This is a genomic window from Sphingomonas sp. GW821-FHT03E12 (assembly GCF_059420685.1).
Genome location: NZ_JBWKUF010000010.1, coordinates 24,382 through 49,142, shown reverse-complemented (window position 1 = coordinate 49,142; position 24,761 = coordinate 24,382). Strand labels below are relative to the sequence as shown.

17 protein-coding genes are annotated in these 24,761 nt (G+C 65.1%); 7 read left to right on the top strand and 10 right to left on the bottom strand.

The window, feature by feature from the left end; translation table 11 throughout:
- Nucleotides 1–10: 10 nt before the first annotated feature.
- From AC07TU_RS20560 to AC07TU_RS20550, 3 genes are read left to right on the top strand one after another with little or no spacing between them, the layout of a single operon-like run.
- Nucleotides 11–2,926 (top strand): TonB-dependent receptor, encoded by a 2,916-nt coding sequence (locus AC07TU_RS20560; RefSeq protein WP_495189804.1) that lies wholly within the window; start codon nt 11–13, stop codon nt 2,924–2,926.
- Nucleotides 2,926–4,176 (top strand): alginate lyase family protein, encoded by a 1,251-nt coding sequence (locus AC07TU_RS20555; RefSeq protein WP_495189803.1) that lies wholly within the window; start codon nt 2,926–2,928, stop codon nt 4,174–4,176. Before AC07TU_RS20560 ends, AC07TU_RS20555 begins: the two co-directional genes overlap by 1 nt.
- Nucleotides 4,173–5,339, top strand: coding sequence for an alginate lyase family protein (locus tag AC07TU_RS20550; RefSeq protein WP_495189802.1), 1,167 nt, complete (start codon nt 4,173–4,175; stop codon nt 5,337–5,339). The genes AC07TU_RS20555 and AC07TU_RS20550 overlap by 4 nt, the downstream gene beginning before the upstream one ends.
- A gap of 3 nt (nt 5,340–5,342) precedes the next feature.
- On the opposite strand, the gene AC07TU_RS20545 is transcribed toward AC07TU_RS20550, so the two are convergent.
- From AC07TU_RS20545 to AC07TU_RS20535, 3 genes are read right to left on the bottom strand one after another with little or no spacing between them, the layout of a single operon-like run.
- A complete protein-coding gene (locus AC07TU_RS20545) occupies nt 5,343–5,969 on the bottom strand; it encodes a 2-dehydro-3-deoxy-6-phosphogalactonate aldolase (RefSeq protein WP_495189801.1) in 627 nt (208 codons plus the stop codon).
- Entirely contained in the window at nt 5,966–6,838 is an 873-nt protein-coding gene (locus AC07TU_RS20540) for a 2-dehydro-3-deoxygalactonokinase (protein ID WP_495189800.1), read from the bottom strand. Before AC07TU_RS20540 ends, AC07TU_RS20545 begins: the two co-directional genes overlap by 4 nt.
- Nucleotides 6,829–8,460 carry a sodium/sugar symporter gene (locus tag AC07TU_RS20535; RefSeq protein ID WP_495189799.1) on the bottom strand — a complete coding sequence of 544 codons (1,632 nt, stop codon included), beginning with the start codon at nt 8,458–8,460 and terminating at the stop codon, nt 6,829–6,831. Before AC07TU_RS20535 ends, AC07TU_RS20540 begins: the two co-directional genes overlap by 10 nt.
- Before the next feature lie 134 nt (nt 8,461–8,594).
- Between AC07TU_RS20535 and AC07TU_RS20530 the strand changes: the two genes are divergently transcribed.
- Both AC07TU_RS20530 and AC07TU_RS20525 read left to right on the top strand, forming a co-directional pair.
- Nucleotides 8,595–9,341, top strand: a complete 747-nt coding sequence (locus tag AC07TU_RS20530) for a FadR/GntR family transcriptional regulator (protein ID WP_495189798.1) — start codon at nt 8,595–8,597, stop codon at nt 9,339–9,341.
- A gap of 18 nt (nt 9,342–9,359) precedes the next feature.
- The gene (locus AC07TU_RS20525; RefSeq protein WP_495189797.1) at nt 9,360–10,283 is read left to right on the top strand and encodes a Gfo/Idh/MocA family protein; all 924 of its coding nucleotides are present in this window, start codon (nt 9,360–9,362) and stop codon (nt 10,281–10,283) included.
- A gap of 175 nt (nt 10,284–10,458) precedes the next feature.
- Here AC07TU_RS20525 and AC07TU_RS20520 read toward each other — a convergent pair whose 3' ends face one another.
- Both AC07TU_RS20520 and AC07TU_RS20515 read right to left on the bottom strand, forming a co-directional pair.
- Complete coding sequence (locus AC07TU_RS20520; RefSeq protein WP_495189796.1) at nt 10,459–13,197, bottom strand: TonB-dependent receptor plug domain-containing protein; 2,739 nt, start codon at nt 13,195–13,197, stop codon at nt 10,459–10,461.
- A gap of 155 nt (nt 13,198–13,352) precedes the next feature.
- Entirely contained in the window at nt 13,353–14,858 is a 1,506-nt protein-coding gene (locus AC07TU_RS20515) for a serine hydrolase domain-containing protein (RefSeq protein WP_495189795.1), read from the bottom strand.
- A 257-nt stretch (nt 14,859–15,115) separates the two neighbouring features.
- Between AC07TU_RS20515 and AC07TU_RS20510 the strand changes: the two genes are divergently transcribed.
- Nucleotides 15,116–16,636 carry an amidohydrolase family protein gene (locus tag AC07TU_RS20510; RefSeq protein WP_495189794.1) on the top strand — a complete coding sequence of 507 codons (1,521 nt, stop codon included), beginning with the start codon at nt 15,116–15,118 and terminating at the stop codon, nt 16,634–16,636.
- 48 nt (nt 16,637–16,684) lie between these two features.
- Here the strand turns inward: AC07TU_RS20510 and AC07TU_RS20505 are convergent, their stop codons facing one another.
- The 3 genes from AC07TU_RS20505 to AC07TU_RS20495 form a co-directional block, all read right to left on the bottom strand.
- Entirely contained in the window at nt 16,685–17,755 is a 1,071-nt protein-coding gene (locus AC07TU_RS20505; RefSeq protein ID WP_495189793.1) for a dipeptidase, read from the bottom strand.
- A 453-nt stretch (nt 17,756–18,208) separates the two neighbouring features.
- Complete coding sequence (locus tag AC07TU_RS20500; protein ID WP_495189792.1) at nt 18,209–19,081, bottom strand: alpha/beta fold hydrolase; 873 nt, start codon at nt 19,079–19,081, stop codon at nt 18,209–18,211.
- A 2-nt stretch (nt 19,082–19,083) separates the two neighbouring features.
- On the bottom strand, nt 19,084–21,387 hold the full coding sequence (locus tag AC07TU_RS20495; RefSeq protein ID WP_495189791.1) for a TonB-dependent receptor: 2,304 nt from the start codon (nt 21,385–21,387) through the stop codon (nt 19,084–19,086).
- Between the two features lie 171 nt (nt 21,388–21,558).
- Between AC07TU_RS20495 and AC07TU_RS20490 the strand changes: the two genes are divergently transcribed.
- Nucleotides 21,559–22,167, top strand: a complete 609-nt coding sequence (locus AC07TU_RS20490) for a TetR/AcrR family transcriptional regulator (RefSeq protein WP_495189790.1) — start codon at nt 21,559–21,561, stop codon at nt 22,165–22,167.
- Between the two features lie 227 nt (nt 22,168–22,394).
- On the opposite strand, the gene trmB is transcribed toward AC07TU_RS20490, so the two are convergent.
- Complete coding sequence (gene trmB, locus AC07TU_RS20485; RefSeq protein WP_495189789.1) at nt 22,395–23,084, bottom strand: tRNA (guanine(46)-N(7))-methyltransferase TrmB; 690 nt, start codon at nt 23,082–23,084, stop codon at nt 22,395–22,397.
- Between the two features lie 286 nt (nt 23,085–23,370).
- Nucleotides 23,371–24,756 carry an RNB domain-containing ribonuclease gene (locus AC07TU_RS20480; protein WP_495189788.1) on the bottom strand — a complete coding sequence of 462 codons (1,386 nt, stop codon included), beginning with the start codon at nt 24,754–24,756 and terminating at the stop codon, nt 23,371–23,373.
- Nucleotides 24,757–24,761: the final 5 nt, after the last annotated feature.

Sequence of the window (24,761 nt, the reverse complement as noted above, 5' to 3'; positions counted from 1 at the left end):
GAGGATTGGAATGAAGTCTCGATCGATGGTTCGCGGTACGCTGCTTGCGTCGGCAGCGCTGATGGCGGTTCCCGCGCTTGCGCAGGATGCGCCTGCGACCGAGCCTCAGGTTTCGGCGGAGCAGGAGATCCTTGTCACCGGCGCGCGCGCGACGCAGCGCACCTCGATCGAGTTCAAGCGCAATGCCGATGTGGTCGTGGACGGCCTGGTCAGCGACGAGATCGGCGCGACGCCCGACAACAGCGTCGGTGACACGCTCGAGCGGATCGTCGGCGTCTCGGCCGACCGGTTCAAGGGCAATGCCAACGAATTGTCGGTGCGCGGACTTGGCCCGACGCTCAGCTTCTCGACCTTCAACGGGCGCGAAGTCTCGACCGCCGGCCCAGACCGCTCGGTCGCCTTCCAGCAATTCCCGTCGGAACTGGTCAACGGCGTGCTGGTCTACAAGTCGCAGCGCGCCGATTTCCTCGAGGGCGGCGTCGGCGGCGTGATCGAGCTGCGCTCGATGAAGCCGCTGGACTATGGCAAGCAGCGCATCCAGTTCGAGGTCCGCGGCGATTTCCAGCCCAAGGACGACGACGTCTACCAGCACAGCGGCCTCGGTTATCGCGCCAATCTTTCCTACACCGACACCTTCAAGACCGGCCTTGGCGATATCGGCATCTCGATCGGCTATCAGCGTCAGGACACGACGACGCCCGAGGATTATTACAACGCCAACGCGACCTTCCAGGCGTGCAACACCATCGCGAACAACCCGTCGCTGGTCACCGGTTCGGCGGCAGCGCTGGTTGCCGCGGGTGCCGGCGCGAACTGTACCGTAGCGACCGGGCCGCGATCGGTTGCGCCCAGCACAGGGGCGACCCCGGTGCTCGTCGGCGAGACGCGCGGTGACGTCTATTTCGCCAACAGCTCGCGTAGCTTCCGCACGCAGAAGACCTCCGAAGTGCGCGACGGCATCATCGGCGCGATCCAGTGGCGGCCGCACCCCGATTTCGAGATTGCGCTGGACGGGCAATATTCGAACCGCGCCAGCCTGGAGGACCGCAACGTCCTGCAGATCACCGAAGGGCTTCGCGGCATCCAGCCGCTGGTGATCGGCAATGGCAGCAACGGTTATTCGCGCGGCGCGCTGATGAGCTATCGCGGCAATTCGAACCTTGAGAACCAGCTGGAGAAGCGCCAGCGCAACGAGGAATATCTGGGCGGCGGCATCAACCTGATCTGGTCGCCCGAACGCTGGAACATCGCGTTCGACGGTTCCTATTCGCGCAGCCACCGCACCGAGACGCAGAAGCAGACGCGCATGCGCTCGACCACGCGCGTTCCCTATACGCTGACCTATCATGGCGACGATGTCGTGCCGACCGTCGATTTCGGCAGCTTCGACATCACCAACCACGCCAACTTCCTCGCCGTGGGCAACACTGCGGTCTATGCGCGCAACCGCTTCGTCACCGATCGTGAGGACGTGATCTGGGCCGGCAAGCTCGATATCACCCGCGAGTTCGACGGGTTCATCAACTCGGTGAAGTTCGGTGGCCGCTATTCGGACCATCACCGCACCAACGACAATGCGCGCAACACGGATCTCAACACCATTCCGGGCACGACGGCGCAGGTCACCGCGCTGATCACCCAGGCCAATCAACAGTGCCGCGTGCCGTTCACCACCAGCTCGTACATGCAGGGAATGGGCACCAACGTCACCCGCTGGGCGACGTTCGACAATGACTGCCTGTTCCGGACCTTCACCGGCAGCGACGATGCGCTGCCCTATCCCGGCGACGGGCGCGATCCCAGCGACATCGACGTGCGCGAGAAGATCTGGGCCGCCTATGCGATGGCCAATTTCCGTTCGGATGAAGGATCGGTTCCGTTCAGCGGCAATATCGGCCTGCGTTGGGTCAAGACCGACATCACCTCGATCGGCTATCGCCAGGGCTATCGTCTGACGATCAACTCCGGCAACGACACCTATGAGATTGCGGTCGACCCGACCCAGCCGCTTTCGGTGCTCAATGCCGGCGGCAGCTACAACTACTTCCTGCCCAGTGCGAACATCGCGTTCGATCTGTCGCAGCAGCTCAAGCTGCGGTTCGCCGCGTATCGCGCGATCGCACGTTCGGGGATCGAGAGCTTCGGCGCCGGCATCAGCCTGACGCCGACGACGTCGGCAAGCGGCATCAACAACATCGTCTTCAACGCCACCACCGGCAACCCGGACCTCAAGCCGCTGCGTTCATGGAACGCCGATGCCAGTATCGAACTCTATGCCTCGAAGGACACGATGCTGTCGGTGGCGGGCTATTACAAATGGGTCACCGGCGCGGTGATCGGCCGTTCCGAGCCGCGGCCGACCGATATCACCGTCACCACGATCCGCGATGGCGGTACGCCGACGACCCAGACCTTCACCATCAATCCGGTCGGTCCTGCCAACGACCTCGATACACGACACCTCTACGGCGTGGAGGCGACGTTCAGCCATGTGCTGACCTGGCTGCCCGATCCGCTCGACGGCTTCGGCTTCCAGGGCTCGGTCAACCGCGCCTTCGCCAATTTCGAGTTTCCCGATACCTCGCCGATCGCCGCCTATGTCAGCCCGGCGAACCTGATCGGCCTGTCCAAATGGACTGCGAGCGGATCGGTGTGGTTCGAGAAATGGGGCCTCTCGCTGCGCGCGAACCTCCGCTACCGTTCGGACTATTACAAGCCGAACGGTGGCACCAACCGCGAAATCCGCGACGGCACATACCTGAACCTCTCGGCGCAATATGACCTGACGAAGAACGTCCAGCTCAAGCTGCAGGCGCTCAACGTCACCGGCACGCCGGACATCATGTACAAGGGCGGTTTCGACAGCATCGCCGAAGTCTCCAGCAGCGGTACCCAGTATTTCTTCGGCTTCCGGGTGCGCCTGTGATGCAACTAGGCCGGACCATCCCTCTCTCGGTCCTTGCCGTCACCGCCGCCGTGGGTGCCCCATCCACGGCGGCGGCTTTTTCTTCCAGCGCGCAGGCCGCGGTCTGCCGTGCAAGCGACGGATATGCCGCCGATTTCGGGGGACGCCGCACCTTCACGCTGCGCCCGCTCGAGCTTGAGGCGATCAAGGCTTCGCTGGCGAATGACCCTGCCGTCGCGCAGGCCTATCGCGCGCTGCTCGTCCGCGCCGATCAGGCGCTTGCCCGCAAGCCGGGGTCGGTGCTCGACAAGCGCACGATTCCGCTGTCGGGCGACCGTCGCGACTATGTGAGCCTCGCACCTTATTGGTGGCCAGATCCGGCCAACCCCAAGGCTCCCTATGTCCGCCGTGACGGGCAGGTGAATCCGGAACGTGAGACCAACCGCTTCGACCGCAGCGCGCTCGGCCGGCTGGTGAGCGATACTGACGCGCTTGGGCTCGCTTATTATTACAGCGGCGAGCGCAAATATGCCGACAAGGCGGCGGCGCTGATCCGCGCCTGGTTCCTCGACCCGGCGACGGGCATGAACCCCAACATGAACTATGCCCAGGCGGTGCCGGGCCGCGAGAATGGCCGGGCGGAAGGCGTGCTCGACACCAGCGGCTTTATCGAGGTGATCGATGCGGTCGGGCTGATCGGGCCATCGGGCGCGCTCTCGGCGGACGAGATCAAGGCGCTCGAAACCTGGTTCTCGCGCTATGTCGATTGGATGCGGACCAGCCCCAACGGCAAGGCCGAAGCCGCGGCGCGCAACAATCACGGCATCTGGTACGACGCCCAGATCACGCGCTTCGCGCTGTTCGCCCGCCGCGACGATGTTGCGCGGCGCACCGTGACCGCCTTCGCCAAGGCGCGGATCGAGAAGCAGGTCGACCCGTCGGGCGCGCTTCCGCACGAACTGACCCGGACGCGAAGCTTCCACTATTCGATCTATACACTCGATGCCGCCTATCATGTTGCCGACAGTGCGGCTTGCCTCGGCACCGATCTCTATGGTGCAGAGGTACAGGGACGATCGCTGCGCAAGGCGACGGCTTATGTGGCTGCCTATCGCGGGCGGCAGACGGATTGGCCCTACAAGGAGATGAAGTGGCCGGCGGAGGGACTCGACGATCTGCTGACGCGGGCGGACGCGGCCTGGGGGCCGGGCGCCTATCCGCGCGCTGCGGGCGGGGACATGGTGCTGCGCTACCATATGGCGACGCCTTGATCGCGCGCCGCACGCTGCTGGCCGCCGTGCCGCTGCTCGCCTTTCCCGCAGCGGGCCGCGCGTCCGCATTCGATCTTCGCACCATCGAGCGTCGCCGCGTCATTCCACAGGCGCGTGCGATGCTCGCAGAGCCGCCGCGGACCATCGCCGCGATTCCGGCACCGCGCAGCCCGGCGGGGCGGCAGGACTATTATTCCGAAGGTGATTATTGGTGGCCCGATCCGGCGAAGCCCGGCGGGCCGTACATCCGTCGCGACGGCCGCTCCAACCCCGACAAGTTCGACGGCCATCGCGACGCGCTGATCCGCTTCGGCCGGATCGTGCCGATGCTCGCTGCGGCGTGGGAACTGACCGGCGAAGCGCGCTATGCCGCCGCTGCGATCCGGCATCTGCGTGCGTGGTTCGTCGACCCGGCAAGTGCGATGAACCCCGATCTCCAGCACGCGCAGGCGATCATCGGCGTCAACACCGGCCGCGCGATCGGGGTGATCGATACGCTCCAGATCGTCGAGGTCGCGCGCGTCGCCAGTCTGTTCGCCCGCCGCAACGCGCCGGGCTATGCCGCGATCCGCAAGGGCGTGGAGGGCTGGTTTGCGCGATATGTCGACTGGCTCACCACATCGCCCTTCGGCACCGAAGAGCGCGACGAGAAGAACAATCACGGCACCTGCTGGCTGCTGCAGGCCGCGGCGTTCGCCGCCGCCGCGGGCCGCTCCGATGTGCTGGATTTCGCCCGCGATCGGCTGAAGACCGTGATCATCCCTGGCCAGATCGCGCCCGACGGCCGCCAGCCGCTCGAACTCGCGCGCACCAAGCCCTATGCCTATTGCCTGTTCAACCTCGACGTGCTCGCGGCATCGGCCTGGCTGCTGTCGGAGGGGAAGGGCGAACTGATCGGCTGGCGCACCGCCGACGGGCGTTCGATCGGACAGGCGATTGCCTTCATGTCGCCGTACATCGCGGACAAGTCGAAATGGCCGTTCGCAAAGGACATCGAATATTTCGACGGCTTTCCGGTTCGGCACCCGGCGCTGCTGTTCGGCGCCCGCGCGCTTGACCGTCCCGACTGGCTACGCGTCTGGAGCGGCCTCAACCCCGATCCTGCCATCGGCGAGGTGATCCGCAACTTCCCGGTTCGCCAGCCTCTGCTCTGGACGCGTTGAAATTCAGGCCAGCGCTCGAATGAACGCCGCGGCACGCGCGCGCACCTCTGTGGCGCTGAAGCCCGGCTTGTAGAGCGCGGAGCCCAGGCCGAACCCGGAGGCGCCGGCATCGCGCCATGGCTGCATCGTGTCCGGAGTGATGCCCCCCACGGGCAGCACGCGGGTGGCCGACGGCAGCACCGCCCGCATCGCCTTGAGCACCGCGGGTGATGCGGCCTCGGCCGGAAACAGCTTGAGCGCGGTAGCGCCTGCATCGAGCGCGGCGAAGGCTTCGGTCGGGGTAGCGACGCCGGGCAGCGAGATCAGCCCACGGCGGGCAGTGGCGGCGATCACCTGCGGATTGGCGTTGGGCGAGACGATCAGCGTGCCGCCAATATCCGCGACGGCGGCGACGTCTACCTCGCGCAGAACCGTACCTGCGCCCACCAGCGCGCGATTGCCCAGCCGCCTCGCCAGCCGTCCGATGCTCTCGAGCGGGTCGGGCGAATTGAGCGGCACCTCGATCAGCGTGAAGCCGGCGTCGGTGAGCGCTTCGCCGATCGCCTCGATCTCGTCCGGCTTCACGCCGCGCAGGATCGCGATCAGCGGGCATCGGGCGAAGGCGGCGTCGAAGGCGGCGAGATGGTTCATGCGATTGCGTTTCCGATTGCAAGGATGCCGGCGGCGAAGGCCGCTTGACTGTCGATCAGCCTGGCCGCGCGGCCATGCGCTTCGATCGCGGCGACATAGAGATTACCGAGTTCGGGGCCGGACAGGATGAACAGTTTCGGATCGCGCGCTTCGCCGAGCCGCGCCGCGACGTCGCTGCCGATCAGCAGGCCGCTGGCATAGGCTGCGGCATCCGCATCGTCGCGTGTGCCCAGCATCTTTGCCGCGCGGATGCCGAACAGCGATGCGGCAAGGTCGCGGCGCCTGGCGTCCTCGACGCCCTCGCGGAACGCGGCGTCGACCGTCACCTGACCCTGTAGCTGCGCCGCGAGCAGGCCGTGGGTGCGCAGCAATGCGAACAACTCGCCGGTCATCGCCGTGGTGAAACCGGCGATCCGGCCGCCCTGCATCCGTGCCCATTTGCAATGCGTGCCCGGCTGGACGAGCAGCGCATCGCCGGGTGCCAGTTCTGCCGCCACCGCACCGAGTAGCTGTACCTCCTCACCGCGCATTACGTCGGGGCGGCCTCCCGCCAGCGTGGAAACGCCGGGGATGATCGCGGTGCGGTCATCGATCCGCAGCAGGTTTGCAGCCAGTTCGGCGACGCCGGCGGGGGCAGGGACGTAAGGCGCCAGCCGCCAGCCGATATTCGATCCGACCATGCCTGCGAGCAGCGTCGGCAAGTCGCCGAACCGGTCGCGGATCGCTGCGACTTCCCCCGCGAAATCCTCGACGGCCGTGACGCCGCGGTCATCGTGCCCGGTGTGCACCACTGCGCCATCCTCGATGCGATAGACCCGGCGGTTGGTGGTGCCCCAGTCGACCGCGAGGAACGGCTGCGTCACCACCATGTCGCGTAGAGTGCGATCAGGATCGCGATGATCACCACAGCGGCGATGTTGAAGCTCGTTCGGGTACCGAACGACACGCCCTGCATCGTGATCCTGTTGCTGCCGGCGCTTGCCGGGCGGGCCAGTGAGACGATAACCGCCATTGCGAGGCTGACGAGAAACACGATTCCCATCCGGTTCATGAACGGCACGGCATTGAGGGCGGCGATGCCACCCCAGTCGGCGGGGAACCAGAAGAGGAAGCTCAGCACGACCGACGCGACCGCCCCCGTCAGCGCGCCCGCCTCGGTCGCGCGCGGCCAGAACAGGCCGAGCAGGAAGATGACCGTGATTCCGGGCGTCACGAAGCCTGAGAATTCCTGGATATACTGGAATGCCTGGTCGAGACTGCCGAGCAGCGGGCGCGCGGTGAGGATCGCGAGCAAGGTCGCGACCACTGCCGCGATGCGGCCGACCAGCACCAGCTGCTTCTCGCTGTCGGCGGTTTCGGTACCTGCGCCCGCGCTGGTGGCGCGGCTCTCGATCCCCTTCATCTTGGCGTAGAGATCGAGGGTGAAGATGGTCGCGATCGAGTTGATCTTGGATGCGGTGGAGGCGATGATCGCGGCCACCAGCGCCGCGAAGACGAGGCCGAGCAGGCCGACCGGCAGCAGCCCCATCATCGTCGGATAGGCCTGGTCGGGCTTGGCGAGATCGGGCGCGAGGATCACCGCGGCGATTCCCGGCAGCACGATGATCACCGGCATCAGCAGCTTGAGGAAGGCGGCGAACACCACGCCTTTCTGCGCTTCGGACAGGTTCTTCGCGGCGAGTGCGCGCTGGATGATATACTGGTTGAACCCCCAATAGCTGAGGTTGGCGATCCACATCCCGCCAATCAGCACGCTGAGGCCCGGCAGATCCTTGTAGAAGGGATTGTCGGGCGCGAGGATCATGTCGAATTTCTCGGGCAGTTCGGTGGTCAGGCGCGTGAAGCCGCCGAGCACGCCCGTATCGCCGCCGATCTTGCTCAGCGTCAGATAGGAAATGACGAGGCCGCCGAGCACCAGCAGCGTGACCTGAACGATGTCGGTCAGTGCCACCGCCTTGAGTCCGCCGCGCAGCTGGTAGACCAGCGCGAACGCGCCGAGGCCGAACAGCGCTACGTCCTGATTGATCCCCGCGACCTCCGTCACCGCGATCGACCCCAGCCACAGGATCGAGGTCAGGTTGACGAAGATATAGAGCGCCAGCCAGAACACCGCCATCACGGTGCGGATCACCGGCCCGAACCTTTGCTCCAGAAACTGGGGCATGGTGTAGATTTCGTTCCTGAGGAAGATCGGCAGGAAGAACTTGCCGACGATCAGCAGGGTCAGCGCCGCCATCCACTCATAGGATGCGATGGCCAGGCCCAGCGCATAGCCCGATCCCGACATGCCGACGATCTGCTCTGCCGAGATGTTCGCTGCGATCAGCGATGCGCCGATCGCCCACCAGGGAAGCGACTTGGAGGCCAGGAAATAGTCGGACGTGTCCTTGGCGTGCCCCGCCTTCTCGCGGCTCACCCATTGGGCGAGGCCGAAGATGCCGATGGCGTAGGCGATCACGACGATCAGATCGATGTGCGACAGGCTTGTCATCGCGCGTCCCCTCCGTGATGCGCGGTCCGGTCCCTGCGCTAATCCACATTTATCTGATAAATTGACCTTGTCCAGCACTGCCCCTAACGTGGCGCCGCCGTTGGTTCGGAAACGGAAATGGGGAGGCGGTCTTTTTGGCGTTCGAGTTGTCAGCGCAGGCGCGCGATGAGGGGCGGCCCGAACTGGGCCGCAACCTGACCTATGGTCTGCTCGACAATCTGGGCCGCGCGATCGTCACCGGCCGGTACGAGAATGAGCCCTTCCCGACCGAGGCAGAGCTTGCCAGGCAGCACGGTGTCAGCCGCTCGGTGACGCGCGAAGCAGTGAAGATGCTCACCGCCAAGGGGTTGCTCAGCGCTCGCCCGCGTCAGGGCACGGTCGTGCGGCCGACATCGACCTGGAACTTGTTCGATACCGATGTGCTGCACTGGCTGCTCGAGCGGCAATTCTCGGTCGAGCTGCTGAAACAGTTCAACCAGCTGCGCGTCGCGATCGAACCGGAGGCCGCCGCGCTCGCGGCACGCTTCGCCACCGAAGCCGATCTTGAACGGATCAGCGAAGGCCTCGACCGGATGGAAGCCGCCGAGAACGGGCACGATGATACGCTTGAGGCGGACATCGCCTTTCATGTCGCGATCCTGCGGGGATCGGGAAACCCGTTCTATGCGCAGTTCCGCGATGTGGTGTCGACCGCGCTGCGTACCTCGATCCGGTTCACCAACCGGATCAAGGGCCGGAGCGCGAGCGTCGCCGATCATGCCGCGGTGCGCGATGCGATCCGCGACCGCGATCCCGAGGCCGCGCGCGCCGCGATGCGCGCGCTGATCGGCGACGTGCTGGAGCTGATCGACGAAGCGGAAACCGGCAAGAAACCGGCATAGCAGACAGAGGGAGTGGGCGTGGACAGGATCAAGCTGGGACTGGCCGGGATCGGCAAGATCGCGCGCGACCAGCATCTCCCCGCAATCGCGGCATCGGACGATTTCGAGCTGGCGGCGACGGCGAGCCGTCATGGCCGGGTCGATGGCGTCGAAGGACATGGCTCGATCGCCGAGCTGGTCGCGGCACGCCCGGAAATCGAGGCGATCTCGCTCTGCACGCCGCCGGAAGGGCGGTTCGAACAGGCAATGACTGCGATCGCCGCGGGCAAGCACGTCATGCTCGAAAAGCCCCCTGCGGCCACCGTTTCGGAGGCGTGCGCACTTGAACGCGCGGCGCGTGCGGCTGGGGTCACCCTGTTCGCCACCTGGCATTCGCGTGAGGCGGGCGAGGTCGATGCCGCGCGTGACTGGCTTGCCGGGCGCAGGATCGATGCGGTGCGGATCCGCTGGATGGAGGATATCCGCCAATGGCACCCGGGGCAGGACTGGATCCTTGCCGCCGGCGGTTTCGGCGTGTTCGATCCGGGGATCAACGCGCTGTCGATCGCGACCCGCATCCTGCCGCAGCCGCTGACGGTGCTTGCCGCGGCGATGGACGTGCCGGCCAACCGTGCCTGCCCGGTCGCCGCATCGGTGACCTTCCGCACCGGTTCAGCCGAGGTCGATGCGAAGTTCGACTTTCTCCAGACCGGCGAGCAGACTTGGCATATCGAGGTCGAGACCGATGCCGGATTGCTGCGCCTGACCGAGGGTGGCGGCAGGCTCGATCTGCCGGGCCGGCAGCCGCTGAGCGGTCCGGATCGCGAATATTCGCGGCTCTATCGCGCGTTCGCTGACCTGATCCGCCGTGGCGAGTCGGATGTCGATCTGCAGCCGATCCAGCTCGTCGCCGATGCCTTTCTGGTCGCTGAGCGGCGGGTGGTCGAACCCTTCGAATTCTAGCGCCGCTCCAGCGCGGTTCAGCCGAGCTACCGGTTCAGCCGAGCTACGGATGATCCCGAAAGCTGCCGTCTCAGGGGTGAAGAACCGATCCCCGCTCGCGGTCGCTCGACAGTCGAATCCGGGTCCACCCGAAGGGAGCCGGCCCCACATTGGCCGGCCCCGGACGGAATATTCTTCAGAAGTTCGCGCGGACGCCGAAAGTGAAGTGGCGGCCGATGATGTCGAGATAGGGCGAACTGACCGCCCCGAGCGTCGGCTGACGATCGAACAGGTTCTGGACGCTGCCGAAAACCGTCAGGCGGTGCTTGTCGCTGGTGCGGATATAGGCGCGCAGGCCAAGGTCGACATAGACGTGGCTGTCGATCCGCGCGTCCTGATTGGCGAGCACCGCGACCGGCGCGAAGCCGCCGCTTCCGACATAGCGCGTGCGCAGATCGGCGCCCATGCCCTGGCTCTCATAGTTCATGGTCAGCGACCCGCGCCATTTGGGCACGAGATAGCCGGCCTGGGAGCCGAGATAACCGGCACCGTCGATGGCGACCACGCCATTGTTGACGACCATCTGATCGACATAGTTGGCGATCGCGCGAACCTTAAGCTGGCCGTCGAGGCCGATGCCGTCCAGCTTGGTGCGATAGGAAGCCTCGATATCGATGCCCGTGTTCTTGAAGCTTGCGACGTTGATATAGGCCGCGTTGATCGACGTCATCACGCCGCTGCCATCGCGAACGATCTGGCTGCACGCGCCCTGGTTGTTCTGGGAATAGCAGCCATTGACGATCTGCTGGGCGGTCAGCGTGGTGATCACGTCGTCGATCTTGATGTTGTAATAGTCGACCGAGAGGTCGAAGCCCGGGAAGAATGCCGGGCGGACGACGCCGCCGATCGTGAACGTGTCGGCGATTTCCGGGCGAAGGTCGGGATTGCCGCCGGTGAACAAAGTGATGTTGGTCAGCGGGCTGTTGGGGCGTCCCGAATCCGCGATATTGGTGAACAGGGTCGAACGCTGGCTGAACAATTCGGTCAGCGACGGCGCGCGGATATCGCGCGAGCGGGTCGTGCGGATCTTCAGCCCGTCGATGATCTCCCAGATCCCGCCCAGCTTCCACGACCAGATCGCGCCGCTGGTGCTGTAGTCCGACACGCGGACCGCACCGTTGAAGCTCAGTTTCTGCACCATTGGCAGGTTGGCGAGCAGCGGGATGTCGACTTCGGCAAAGCCCTCCTTCACGCTGTTGCCGGTCTTCTGGATGTTCACGCCGTTGATGGTGTTGAAGTTGTTGGCCAGCGAGGTCGCATCGTAGAGCGTCCGGAACGACTCCTCGCGATATTCGACGCCCGCGGCGACCGAGACCGGAAGACCCCAGAGGGTGAAGGGCTCGCCGCTGATGCTGGCGCCGGCATGGTCGAGCCAGGTGGTCGTCACCGAATTCCAGGTGCCGGTCGCATAGGCGATGGCCGCCGGGTCGGCCCGGCCCGAACCGAACAGGTTGAGCGGCCGGCAGGCCGCGTCGTTGTTCGTGGGGTCCGCGTCCGCATTCACCGCGCAGACGATCGATCCGCCGCTCGACACCGCGTTGATCGCCTTGGCGAACTCGGCCTTCTTGGTCAGGCCGATCAGGCTCTGATCCTGCTCCTGTTCGCCATGGGTGAAGAACGCGCCATAGCGCCACTTGCCGCCGCCGAAGGTGCCGTCGAAGCCGACCGACCCCTGCTTGGTCACGCGCTTATAGTCGTAGTCGACCATCGACATGTCGGTCAGCACGCGGCCCATGGTGAAGCTCGTCTCGCCAGCGGCCGAAAAGGCCGAGCGCTGCGCTGCGGTCAGATAGGGGTTGGTGGTCGAGAAGGTGAGCTGCGTCACGCCAAGATCGGGGAAGAACAGGCGCCTGTCGGAGACCCTGTTGTAATTGCCATCGACCCAGACCTTCAGCGTGTCGGTCACATCATAGCTCAGGCGAGCGAACACGCTGGTCCGTTCGATCGGTGCCGACAGCGAACGATATTGATCGATATTATAGCCCTCGCCGCCGATCATGGTCGAGGCGGAGCCAGGGCGGACGATGCCGAACTGGAAGGGGCGCAGGCTGCCGTCGCTGTTGAAGGTCTGTCCGGCGAGAACGCCGGTGCGGATCAGACCGCCTTCGCTGCGGGTCAGTTCGCGCAGATTGCCGGTCGGGACCAGCTTGCCCGTCGTGTCCGGGAAGAAGCCGGCTGAGCCGATGCGCGGGCGCGCATTGCCGGGGGTGATGCCCTTGTCCTTCAGATAATCGGCACCGACCATGAAGTGGCCGCGGCCATCGGCGAACTTGATGCCGGCCGACCCTTCAAGCAGGTATTTTTGCGCATCGCCGCGCGAGGAAATGCCGGTCTGTGCGCCGAGCTCGAAGCCTTCCTTGTTGTCGTCCAGCAGGATGTTGACGACGCCGGCGACGGCGCCCGAGCCATAGGCGGCCGACGCACCACCGGTAACGACGTCGATCTGCTTCACCAGCGAATAAGGGATGGTCTGGAGGTCGCCCGAGCTGACGCTGCGGCGGTTGTTGATCAGAACCAGCGTGCGCGCCGCACCCAGGCCGCGAAGATCGGCCGGTGCCTGACCGGAGGAGGTCAGCGTGTTGGTCGAGGTCGCGCTTTGCGTCTGGCGGAACTGCGGGAGATCGGCAAGCGAGGCTGCGATGTCGGTGCGGCCGGCCTGCTGGAGTTCGGCGGCGCCGATCACGGTCGTCGGGGTCGCTGCCTCGAAGCCGGCGGTGCTGATGCGCGAGCCGGTGATGACGACTTCGGACGATGCGGGCTCCGGCTCTTCCGGCGCATCCTGCGCGAACGCGGGGGCCGCGAAAGCAAGCGCGACGCCGAGCGCAATGGCGCTGCTGCGGAAGCGGATATGACGATGGAATCGGGGAGAAATCATGCGATGGTTCCCTCTATGCGTGGCGCCGCGAATGGACGCGCCATGTGAGCCTTGCGCCCGGCACCGCCTCATCCGGCCGGCACAGGGCTTCGGGTCGAAAGCCCGACCCGATCAGGTTTCGAATTTGCCGGTGGCTCGCCGCCACCGGCGGGCAGTCACGGCTTCACCAGCCGGAAGAGCACGTGCGGCTGCGAGCCGAAGGACAATTTGCGGTCCTCGGCAGGGCCGTAGAATTGCAGCCGTTCATAGGGTCCACCCACCCGCGCGCCGGTCACCTGTTCGTAGAGTTCGGGGCCGATCTGCTCCCAATAGGCCTTGCTGCCGCCGGCTTCGGTGACGAGGCCGTGCTCCCCCTGGGCCGTGACCTTGATGTCGTTGGCCGGGTTGGGCGTCTCGCTATAGGTGCGGCGGTTGGTGCGATAGGAGCCGAGGGTGGGCGAGCCCTTGCCGGTCCAGCGCGGCGCGGGCGCGGTCGGGAAGACGCGGCCGATGATCGCGTTCATCAGCTCGGTGCGGCCGCCATAGCTGCCCTGGCCGCCGGTGGTGGAGACGAAGAAGGCGAAGTTCGCCTCAGGCGCCAGCACCATATAGGAATGGAAGTCGGTGGTGTTTCCGCCATGTCCGATCAGCCGCGGTCCCTGTTCGCGCAGCACCATATAGCCATGCGCCATCGGCTGGAGTGAAGGCGCGTTGCGGGTCAGGCTGGTGCGCATCAGGCGCATCGTTTCCGGCTTCAGGATCCGGACATTGCCCAGCTGCCCGTCGCCGAGATGCGCGAGCATGAAGCGGGCCATGTCCGGGCCGGTCGCCGAGACCGATCCTGCCGGCATGATGTTCGAATAGAGCTCGAACGGCTTGGCGACGAGCTTGCCGTCGACCAGCTTGTAACCGGTCGCCATGTTCGCGGCGCGCTCGCCGGTCAGCGGCTCACGGAAGGTCGCGCCCGTCATGCCGAGCGGGCCGAAGATGTGCTTGTCGATATAGTCGGCGAATTTCTCGCCCGTGACCCGCTGGACGATATAGCCGGCGATCGCCGAGCCATAGTTGGAATAGGAGGTCTCGACGCCCGGCTCGCGCACGCGCGTCGGAATATTCTTCGGATTCTTGAGGAAGGTATCGAGTGGGATCAGGTCCGAAACCGACTCGGCGGTGATCCCGCCCAGATCCTCGAAGCCCGGTGTGTGATCGAGCAGGTGCCGGATCAGGATCGGACGGGTCTGGCCATTCGCAGGGATGGCGAAGTCGAGATATTTGTCGATCGGATCGTCGAGCTTCACTCTGCCCAGCTCGACCTGCTGCATCAGCGCCGTCCAGGTGAACAGCTTGGAGACCGACCCCGGACGGAACAATGTCCGCTTGCCGTCCACGGGGATATTGCGGTCGAGATCGGCATAGCCATAGCCGCGCGAGAACAGGGTCTTGCCGTTCGAGACGACGGTGACGACCGCGCCCGCGATCTCGCGCGTCGCGATCTGCTGGGCCATCACGCCGTCGACGAATTCGCCGAGACCGGCGAGGCGGGCCGGGTCGATCGAGGTCCTGGCGGCCGGCGCCTTTGCAGCCTGCGTGCTCTGCGCCATCGCGGGCGTGCCAAGCAGGAGCGAAAGAGCGACCGCCGTTCCCGTCAGGGATTTCGTCTGTGCGCTGAGTCCATTGATCATCCGGATCTCCCTAAACCCCGTGCGGCTTCTACGCTCCGCATCGGGACACTATTTTCGTATCAGATATTTTCGGATTTGCAAATTCTTCGCTATTCGAATAAAATTCATTCAATATCAGTGTGTTGATATAAGCAATTCTCTCCTTGCAATGCCCGGCAATGCAGTGAATGTTCTAATCAGAGAAAATAGTCGGGCCATCTGGCACGGCCCGCAGGTTTCTTCGTCCTGCGTGCCAGATCCTCAGGAGGGGTTTTTCCATGTCGAATCAGAAGCTTCGACTTGCCATGCTGCCGATGCTGCTCGCCGCGACCGGAGTCGCGCATCCGCTGCGGGCACAGACCGGGGGCGAATCCACCGCGCAGACCTATGACATCGTGATCGCCAATGGCCGGGTGATGGACCCCGAAAGCGGGCGCGACGAAGTCGCCAATGTCGGAATCAACGGCCGCGGCATCGCGATCATCACCACCGCGAAGCTGAAGGGGCGTCGCACCATCGATGCGACGAACCTGGTGGTCGCACCCGGCTTCGTCGATCTCCACGCCCATGGGCAGAACCCCAAGGGCGAATATTACCAGGTCCTCGACGGCGTCACGACCGCGATCGACGCGGAGGGCGGGGCCATGCCGATCGCGCCCTTCCTTGCCGCGCTGTCGGGCAAGGCGCTGGTCAATTTCGGCGCGACCGCGTCGCACCAGTGTGCACGGCGGGAGGTGATCGCCAATGCGCCGTGCTCAGGCCATGGCGCGATCAACCCGGATGCCGGCTCGAGCGACCGCCGTGCCTATACCGCGCCCGCGACACCCGAACAGCAGCGCGCGATCGTCGCGGCGCTCGACCGCGAGGTCGCGGCCGGCGCACTCGGTTATGGCCTTGGGATCGAGTACACGCCGGGTGCGGGCCGCAGCGAGATCTACGATATTTTCAAGGCCGCGGCGGCGACGCGCGCGCCTGTCTTCGTCCATGTCCGCAGCCGCCCGCTCGATCCTGCGCCGGGGGTGCCGATCGCGGTGGCGCAGGAAGTGATCGCCAACGCGGCGGTGACCGGCGCCCCGCTCCAGATCGTCCACCTCCATTCGACCGGCCTGCGCGATACGCCGGTCCTGATCGACATGGTGAAGCGCGCGCGCCAGCGCGGGCTGGATATCACCTCCGAAGCCTATCCCTACACCGCGGGCAGCACGCATATCGGGTCCGAATTCTTCCGCGACGGCTGGCAGGAGCGGTCGGGCATCAGCTTCGGCGATCTGCAATGGCCGGCGACCGGCGAGCGGCTGACGAAGGACAGCTTCGAACGCTATCGCCGGGAGCAGCCCAATGCCGCGGTCGTGGTGCACATGATCCCGGAGGGTGTGGTCGACGCGATCATCGCCGAGCCCGAAATCTCGATCGCGTCGGACGGCATGCCCTGGGTGACGTCGGGCGAACATCCGCGCGGCGCCGGCACCTATGGCCGGGTGCTCGGCCGCTATGTCCGCGAGCGCAAGACGCTGGGGCTGATGGCCGCGCTGCGCAAGATGGCGCTGATGCCGGCTCAGCGGCTGGAGACCGTCTCGCCGCAGATGGCGCGGAAGGGGCGCGTGAAGGTCGGTGCCGATGCGGACATCACCATCTTCGACCCCGCCACCGTCGCCGACGTGGCGACCTTCGAAAAGCCGATGCAGGCGTCGGTCGGTATCCGCCATGTGCTGGTGAACGGCCAGCCGGTCGTGCGCGATGGCAAGCTGGTGGATAAGGTCTTCCCGGGTGAGGCGATCACGGGGACCGCGAAGCGCTGAACCGCGCATCCTTTGGGGGAAGGCTGAATCGCCTTCCCCCGCTTGGGATCAGATCCAGGTGTCGCCCAGCAGGCGCCGGAAATTGCCGCCAAGAATGGCGGTGATGTTGGCGTCCGAATAGTTGCGGCGAATGAGCTCTTCGGTCAGGTCGTACATCTTCATCGGCTGGTCGAACCCGTCGGTGTCCAGCTTGTCGCGGAAGGCGTAGCTTTCCTTGTAGCCGCTCTTCAGCATCTTGTACTGATCGGCCGGCATGTCGTCATAGCCGTTGAGATCGGCATCGGATCCGATGCCGACATGATCGACTCCGATCAGCTTCACGACATGATCGATGTGATTGACCATCTCGACGATCGTGGTCGGCTCCTTGGCGCTGACGAAGTTGCGCACGCCGGTGATGCCCATCACACCCTGCTTCTTGCCCAGCGCCAGGATCGCCTCGTCGCGCTTGAGCCGGGGATGGTCGTTGAGCGCGCGGCAATTGCTGTGCGTGATCGCGATCGGCTTGGTCGAGATATCGATCGCATCGAGCGTGGTCTTGTCGCCCGAGTGCGAGACGTCGACCAGCATGCCGACCTCGTTCATCGCCTTGATGATCGCCGCGCCATAGTCGCTGATGCCGCCATCCACCCGGTCGGTGCTGCCCGATCCCAGCCGGTTCTGGCTGTTATAGGTGAGCTGCGAGCAGCGCTGGCCGAGCTGGTAGAAGGCCTTCACATCGGCGACGGTGTCGAAATGGTCCGAGTTCTGCAGGCCCATGATCACCGCGCACTTGCCCTCCCGCTTGGCGCGATCGAGGTCCCCGGCGAGGCCGACCAGCGAGAAGACGTGCGAATTGCGGCCGACAAAGCCCTGCCAGCCATTCATCCACTCGAGCACGCTCGCGCGGGCATCCTTGCCGCCGACACCGACGGCGTTGTGGAAGCCGGTGATGCCGCTGGCGCGGAACTCGGCGGCGTCCTTCTCGCTCAGCGGGGCCGCGAAATAGTCGGGGCGAAAGTCGAGTTTGATCGGCGCAAGCATGTCGATCACCAGCGACTTGCGCACCAGATCGATCGCCCGCTTCGAGTAGGTTTTGGGCGAGGCGGCGTTGAGCTGATATTCCCCGAGATTGATCATCGGGAAGCCCGCAACCGTGGCAATGGTCGCGGCACCACCGCCAAGAACACGGCGCCGGGAAATTCTCCTGTCCATTTGCATTTCCACTCCTCGATTATTTTCTGCGTTGCGCAGCATCTCGTTTCCCGGCGTCGCGGACTCCGATGGCCGGGCCGGTCAACCGTGCAAGAAGCTTCGGCGTTTCAGATTTGCCCCGCCCCTCTCCAGTGCAGTCGACTCCAGCACGGACAGCAGCTTGCGGTCAGGTTGCTGCAGTTCACGCGGAAACACAGACACGAAATGCGCCTAGACAGGATTTCGTGATCTTATTTCGAGAAATGTCAAACTGAATTTGCTGATATGAAAATGCATATGGCGCGAAGGCCGGGCGCGCCCGCTAGGATACCATCGTGCGAATCAAGGGGGGATCGGAGCCGAAAACGAACCGGGTTCGCGTTGTCCGGCGCCGAGACTTCAGGGCAGTTTATCGAGAAACGCCAGAATCGCCTGCTTCGCTTCGTCTTCGGATAGCAACGGCGCGTGCCCCACGCCCCGAACCTCGGCATAGGCCATGCCCGGTGCTGCGCGGCGCATCTTCACGGCGATCGGCCGTGAAAGCAGATCCGAAAGCTCGCCCCGGATCAGCAGCGTGGGCCGCGACCGTGCGAGCTTCAGGAACAGGAGCCAGGCGAGCCAGGACCGGCTGGGCACCGGCTTCGCCCTGAACGGAACCGCGATCGATGGATCATAATCGAGTACCGGGCGTCCCTGCCCATCCGTGATGCAACCCCGCTCGGCAAGCATTCGCCAGCCGTCTTCGGTCAGATTTGGAAAAGCGACCGCACTGGTGCGCTTCAGATACGCGACCACATCGTCCCATGTCTCGAATGTCGCTGGCTGACCGGCATAGCCTGCAATACGCGCGATCCCGGCCGGGTCGATTTCCGGCCCGACGTCGTTGAGGATCGCGCTGGCAATGGCACGCCCCCGGCGCGCCGCCATCATCATCGTAATGAGCCCGCCCATCGACGTGCCGATGAAATGCGCGCGGGCAATGCCGAGCGCGTCGAGCAGCGCCAGCATGTCCCGCGCATAGACGGGTAGTTGGTAGTGCATCGGGTCGGCGCTCGAGCCCGAACGCCCCCGCCCGCGCACATCGACCGCCAGCACGCGCCGCCCCGCCGCCGCAAGCAACGGGGCGAGCTCTTCGAAATCGCGCGAATTGCGGGTGAGCCCGTGGATACAGATCACGGGAAGCCGCGCTGCGCCGCCGGCGGCCGCATAATCGCGCGCGAAGAGCGATACGCCATCGGGCGCCGACCAACGCAACTCGCCGAAATCCGCCATCGTCAGAACCGGTATTCGGCCGAGAAGCGCGCAGTGCGCGGCGGCCCGTAAAAGCCGATCACCGACTGCGCGAACTGGTTGGACGGGAAGTTATAGCCGCCCGTCCGATAGCGCACGTCGAACAGGTTGCGCCCGTGCACGCCAAGCCGCCAGCGCGCATCGGGCGACGTCCATGTGACGCTGAGATCGACGAGCGAATAGCCGTCCTGATCGATCGACGGGATCGGTATCTCGAAGAGATGCGTATCGCTGCGGAACGAGATCGAAGGCAGGATGGCCATCCGGCCGCCCATGAAATCGGCCTGCCAGTTGAGCGAGGCGCTTCCCGTGAACTTCGGCGTATTCTGGAAAGCCCGGAGATCCGCGACGTCGACATTCTTCCCTGTGGCGAGGTCGAAAACGATGAACTCGTTGAACTTCGCATTGATGTACCCGAAGCTGAAGCTCGCGCTGAAATTGCGGCTGAGCACCGCCTGCGCCTCGATCTCCGCACCCCAGATGCGCGAGCTGCCGACATTGTCGACGAAGCTGACGACACCTGGCGGCGGCGTGACCTTGGGCACCTGTGTCGTCACCTGCTGCCCGGCATAGTCGGTGTAGAAGACCGCAGCGTTCATCCGGAACTGGCCGTCGAGGAAATCGCCCTTGAGGCCGAGTTCGTAGGAGTCGACGATCTCGGCATCATAGCCGTTCTTCGTCGCCGGGGTCGCGGTGGCATCGCCGCGCATGTCGAAGCCGCCCGATTTGAAGCCGCGGCCATAGGCGGCATAGATGTTCACGTCGTCGCTCGCGGCATAGGTCAGGCTGACCCGCGGCGTGAATTCCTCGAACGTGCGGCTGTTGGTATAGTCGGTCAGGATCTGCGGCACGTTGAAGGGTGCCGGCAGGATCGGGACATAGGGCTTCAGCAACGGGCTTCCGAGCGTCCCGAAATAATTGGCTTTGAAGACCGTTCCGACCTTCTTGTCGCGCGTCCAGCGCGCACCCAGCGAGAGCTTGAGCCGCTCGGTCAGATTATAGTTCATGTCACCGAAGATCGCGAAGCTCTCGGTATCGACCGACCCGCTGGTGAGCTGGGTGAGCGCGGTCGCGGCGCTCGGCCGTGGCACCAGCAACGCCTCGGGGACGAGCCCACGGCCGAGGATCGTGTCGAACGCGCCCGACGCCGTGGCATCGAGATAATAGACGCCGATCACCCCCTGCAGCGCGTCGGTCTCGATCTGTGCCTGAAGCTCCTGGCTGAACTGGCGATCCTTGTAGACCTTCCCCTTGGCTGCGATGTCGAGGAAAGGCTGCGGCGTCCCGTCGAAATCGATTCCCGGGCCGCTCGAATAGCCGTCGCGATAGGCGGTGATCGACTTGAGCGTGACCGCGTCGGACACTTTCCATTCACCCGTCAGCGATACCCCTTGCGTCACGACCTTGTTCTCGTCGCCGACCCCGGCGAGCGTGTCATATTTGCCCGGAAGAACCGCAACATTGCTGTTGGGTTCGCGCAGTTCGCGGTGGCCGTGGTTGGCGTTGGAACGGTCTTCGGTGCGATCCGCCGCAAGCCGGATGAAGACATCGTCGGAAGGCGCGATCTCCACCGATACGCGCCCGGCGATCACATCCTTGTTGCCGGTCTCGGCGCCGGTGAAATGATTCTTGCCGTAGCCGTCGCGATTGTACCAGGCAAAGGCCGCACCGATCGAGACTGCATCGGAAACCGGCACCGTGATCGATCCGGTCAGATTATATTCGTTGTAGCTGCCATATTCGCCCCGCACCTTGCCGCTGAAATCATGGCCGAGCCGCTTGGTCACATATTTGACTGCGCCGCCGATCGTGTTGCGGCCGTACAGCGTGCCCTGCGGCCCGCGCAGCACCTCGATCCGCTCGATATCGAAGATGTCGAGAACTGCCCCCTGCGGCCGCGCGACGTAGATATCGTCGACATAGAGGCCGACGCCGGGTTCGAAGCCCCAAAGCGGATCCTGCTGACCGATGCCGCGAATGAAGGCGGTCAGCGTCGAATTGGTGCCGCGCGAAACCTGCAGCGTCAAATTGGGCGTCGAGCGCTGGAGCGCCGTGATGTCGGCCGCCCCCTTCTGATCGAGGGCATCGGCGGTAAAGGCAGTGATTGAAATCGGAACGTCCTGCAGACTTTCCTCGCGCCGCCGCGCGGTCACGACGATTTCCTCGACCTGGCCGTCGCTTGCGCCTTCGGGCCTCGCCTCCTGCGCGGCGGCGTTCTCGCTCACCATCGCGCCCAGCGCAGCCCCCGCAAACAGCATGCATTTCAGCACCCGATGGCATCCGGTCATCAGATCATCCCTCCCATCCGAATCATTTAATACGATACGGTATGAGATACTGATAATTGCACGAATTCACCTTAGTCAATCGCCTCATTGTGGATCATAAATATCATCCTGCAGCGGATCAGAATGTGGCTGGGCGTTGACCCTGGGGATGACGCGCCCTAGCCTCGATCGATGTCCCTACCGCCTCTTCTGCCCCAACCGGTCCTTCCGGGCGCAGCCAGTCCCCCGGTCAAGCGCGGTCCCAAGCCGAAGGTCACGGCCGAGCGCTGGTTCATCGCTGCGCTCGAGCAGCTCGCGCTCGGCGGTATCGACGCGGTCCGCATCGAGGTGCTCGCGGAGCTGCTCGGTGTCACCAAGGGCATGTTCTATGCGCGCTTCGACACGCGTGAGACCTTTCTCGACGCCATGGTCGATTATTGGCGCCAGCGCACGACCACGGGCCTCATTGCGGAATTGAGCGCAATGGACTCGGGCCCCGAAGACCGGCTTGCGCGGCTTTTCGCAATCTCGCGCCTGGATCGTACCCAAACGGGTGCGTGGGTGGAGGTTGCGATGCGCACCTGGGGGCTTACCGACAAGCGGGCCAAACGGGCGCTCGAAGAGATTGACCGGCACCGGCTGGCCTATTTTGAATCGCTGCTCACGGCGAATGGGGTGCCGAAGGAGCAGGTGCCGGCGCGTGCGTTCCTGATCTACAGCTATGTGATCGGCGATACGTTGCTCTCTGGTGATCGCGCAGCGATCCGGAGCGCCTGCCAGGCATTTTTGACCGCACCCTGAGGCGTGGATCTAGTCAGCATGCGCGAACGGCAGATCGACCGTCAAAGCGGTCCAATCCTGCCTGTCCGTTCGCGGCCCAAACACGGACATGCGCGCAATCAAAGCTCGAACTGGTTTGGGCGCGGGCGGACGAATCCGCGCCGATAAGGGTAATCACGGCTCGGTGATCATCGTCATCTGATTGATTTATAACCAATATATCGCTGATCAATCACGGAGTTTCGAGCTTATTCTGTGTCCTTCCGCAGGTAGCGGAAGTACCAGACTTCATGCCCCTGCCGCCGCGCCTTGCGCTCGTAGCGGGTCTCGGGCCAGTCGGCGGGGCGGGTGAGAAAATCCTTTGCCTCCTTCGCCTGCCATTCGAAGTCGCGGCGCTGGTTCATCACCATCATCGCCCAGCGGCAATAGGTCGGGTCGTCGGTGCCCAGCCGGAATTCGCAGCCGGGCTTGAGCTTGGCCGCGATCAGGTCGAGCGGGCCGTGATTGACCATCCGCCGCTTGGCATGGCGGGCTTTCCGCCAGGGATCGGGATGAAGCAGGTAGACCCGGTCCAGGCTGGCGTCGGGAAGCCGCTCGATCACCTCGAGCGCATCCCCCATGTGCAACCGCACGTTGCTGAGATCGCCATCGCGGATATGCCCGAGCGCGCCGACCACGCCATTCAGGAACGGCTCGCAGCCGATAAAGCCATGATCCGGCCGCATCGCCGCCTGCCCGGCGAGATGCTCGCCCGCGCCGAAGCCGATCTCCAGCTCCAGCGGGCGCGTGTCGCCGAACAGCGATACCGCGTCGATCGGCCCGGTCTCGGGTACCGCGACCTGCGGCAGCATCTCTTCAACCAGCGACGCCTGGCCGGCGCGCAGTTTGTGGCCCTTCGCCCGGCCATAGAGGCGGCGGATCTTTGCGGGATCGTTCATGGCGAGCGGCCCTAGCGTCGGGCGCGGCGAAAGGGAACCACGGCGGCTATTTCGTCTGCGATGGGGGGCAGACCGGACAGCCGGGCGGGAAGGGCGACACCGCTATGCGCATGGAAGGGTTTGCCGGCTGGTATCTGGAGCGGCGGCGGGTTCGTTTGCGCTGAGACAGGTGCGGTGCAGGCGATCAGCAATGCGCAGGCGATCCGGTGGACGGTCACAGCTTCACTCCCCAAATTCAGGCGGCGCCTGACCGCAAGCCGTCCCCGAAACAAGCGGCTGTCGCGCCTCAGCTCAGCCGTTCGAAGGCGATGCGCCGTGCGCCCGGATCGGCTTGCGTCAGCCGCACGTCGAGCGTGTCGCCGGGGGTCAGGCCCGACGCATCGATCCGCGCGGTGACTGGAAGGCTGCACAGCTGGATCGATGCGCCCCGCTCGCCGATATCGGTGACCACCGCGCCCAGCGTCGCGCCCTCGTTGCCCGCGAGCATCACCGCTTCTGCCATGTCGATCACCGCCCGGTCGATCTGCCCGGCGCGGGCATCGGCGCGCGCCATCACCTTGGGCAGCTTCGCGAATGCCTCCGTCACATGATCCGGCACCGGCTGACCGTTCGCTACCGCGAGGGTGGCCTGAACGACATAGCGATCGGCCAGCCGTCGCAACGGCGCGGTGGCATGCGCATAGGGCGCGGCGACCGCTGAATGCCAGGGCGTCTCGCCAGGCCGGAACACCTGATAGCCCGCGCCATTGCCTGCGCGGCGGATCGCCAGCATCAGCGCCGCGGCACGCGGGTCGGCAGGGTCGAGCGTGCGTTCGAACTGGGTCAACGTCGCATGGTTCGGCCATTCGATGCCAAAGGCGCGCGCGGTATGCCGCAGCCGCCGGACCGCATGGTCGTTGGGCTCAGCCATCACCCGGAACAACCCGGTACCGTGTGCGATCAGCGCGTCCGCGACCGCCATGTTGCAGGCGAGCGAGAGCGCGGCGTTCTGGTCCTCGGACGGATGGCGGTCGCGGAAGGCGAGGGTGAGCTTGCCGTCCGGCCCCTCGCTCACTTCCTGCTCGGGCGGATCGATACGCGCCGCGCCGCGCTCGGCTTCGGCCGCGATGATCCGCGCCGACAGTTCGGTGAAGCCTGAGGGCAGGTCTTCGGGCCGCACGGTTGCATAGGCAAGCTTGGCACGGCTGCGGATCACGGAGCGCGTCGCTGCGTCGAGCTTGACCGCACCGTCGGGCGCCACGCGGACGCTGAACACCACCGCCGGCCGCGGTCCGTCGGGCAATAGGCTCGCCGCGCCTTCGGCCAGCACCGGCGGATAGAGCCCCGCCTTGCCGTCGGGCAGGTACAAAGTCTCGCCGCGCGTCCAGGCTTCGGCGTCGATCGGACCGCGCTCGTCGACGAACCAGGCGACATCGGCAATGGCATAATGGAGGATGAGGTCGCTTCCCGCCGCCTCGATCGCGAACGCCTGATCGAGGTCGGTTGCGCTTGCCGGATCGAGCGTCACGAAGGCGCGATCGGTCCAGTCCGCATGGTCGGACGGCGCACGCTTCGCCGCAGCTTCAGCCGCTGCCAGCACCTGCGGCGGAAACGCCTCGGGCACCTGAAACTCGGTACGGATCGCGGCAAGCTCGCGGGCAAGGGCGTGGGCGGGATCGCGGATCGTCTTCATGGACG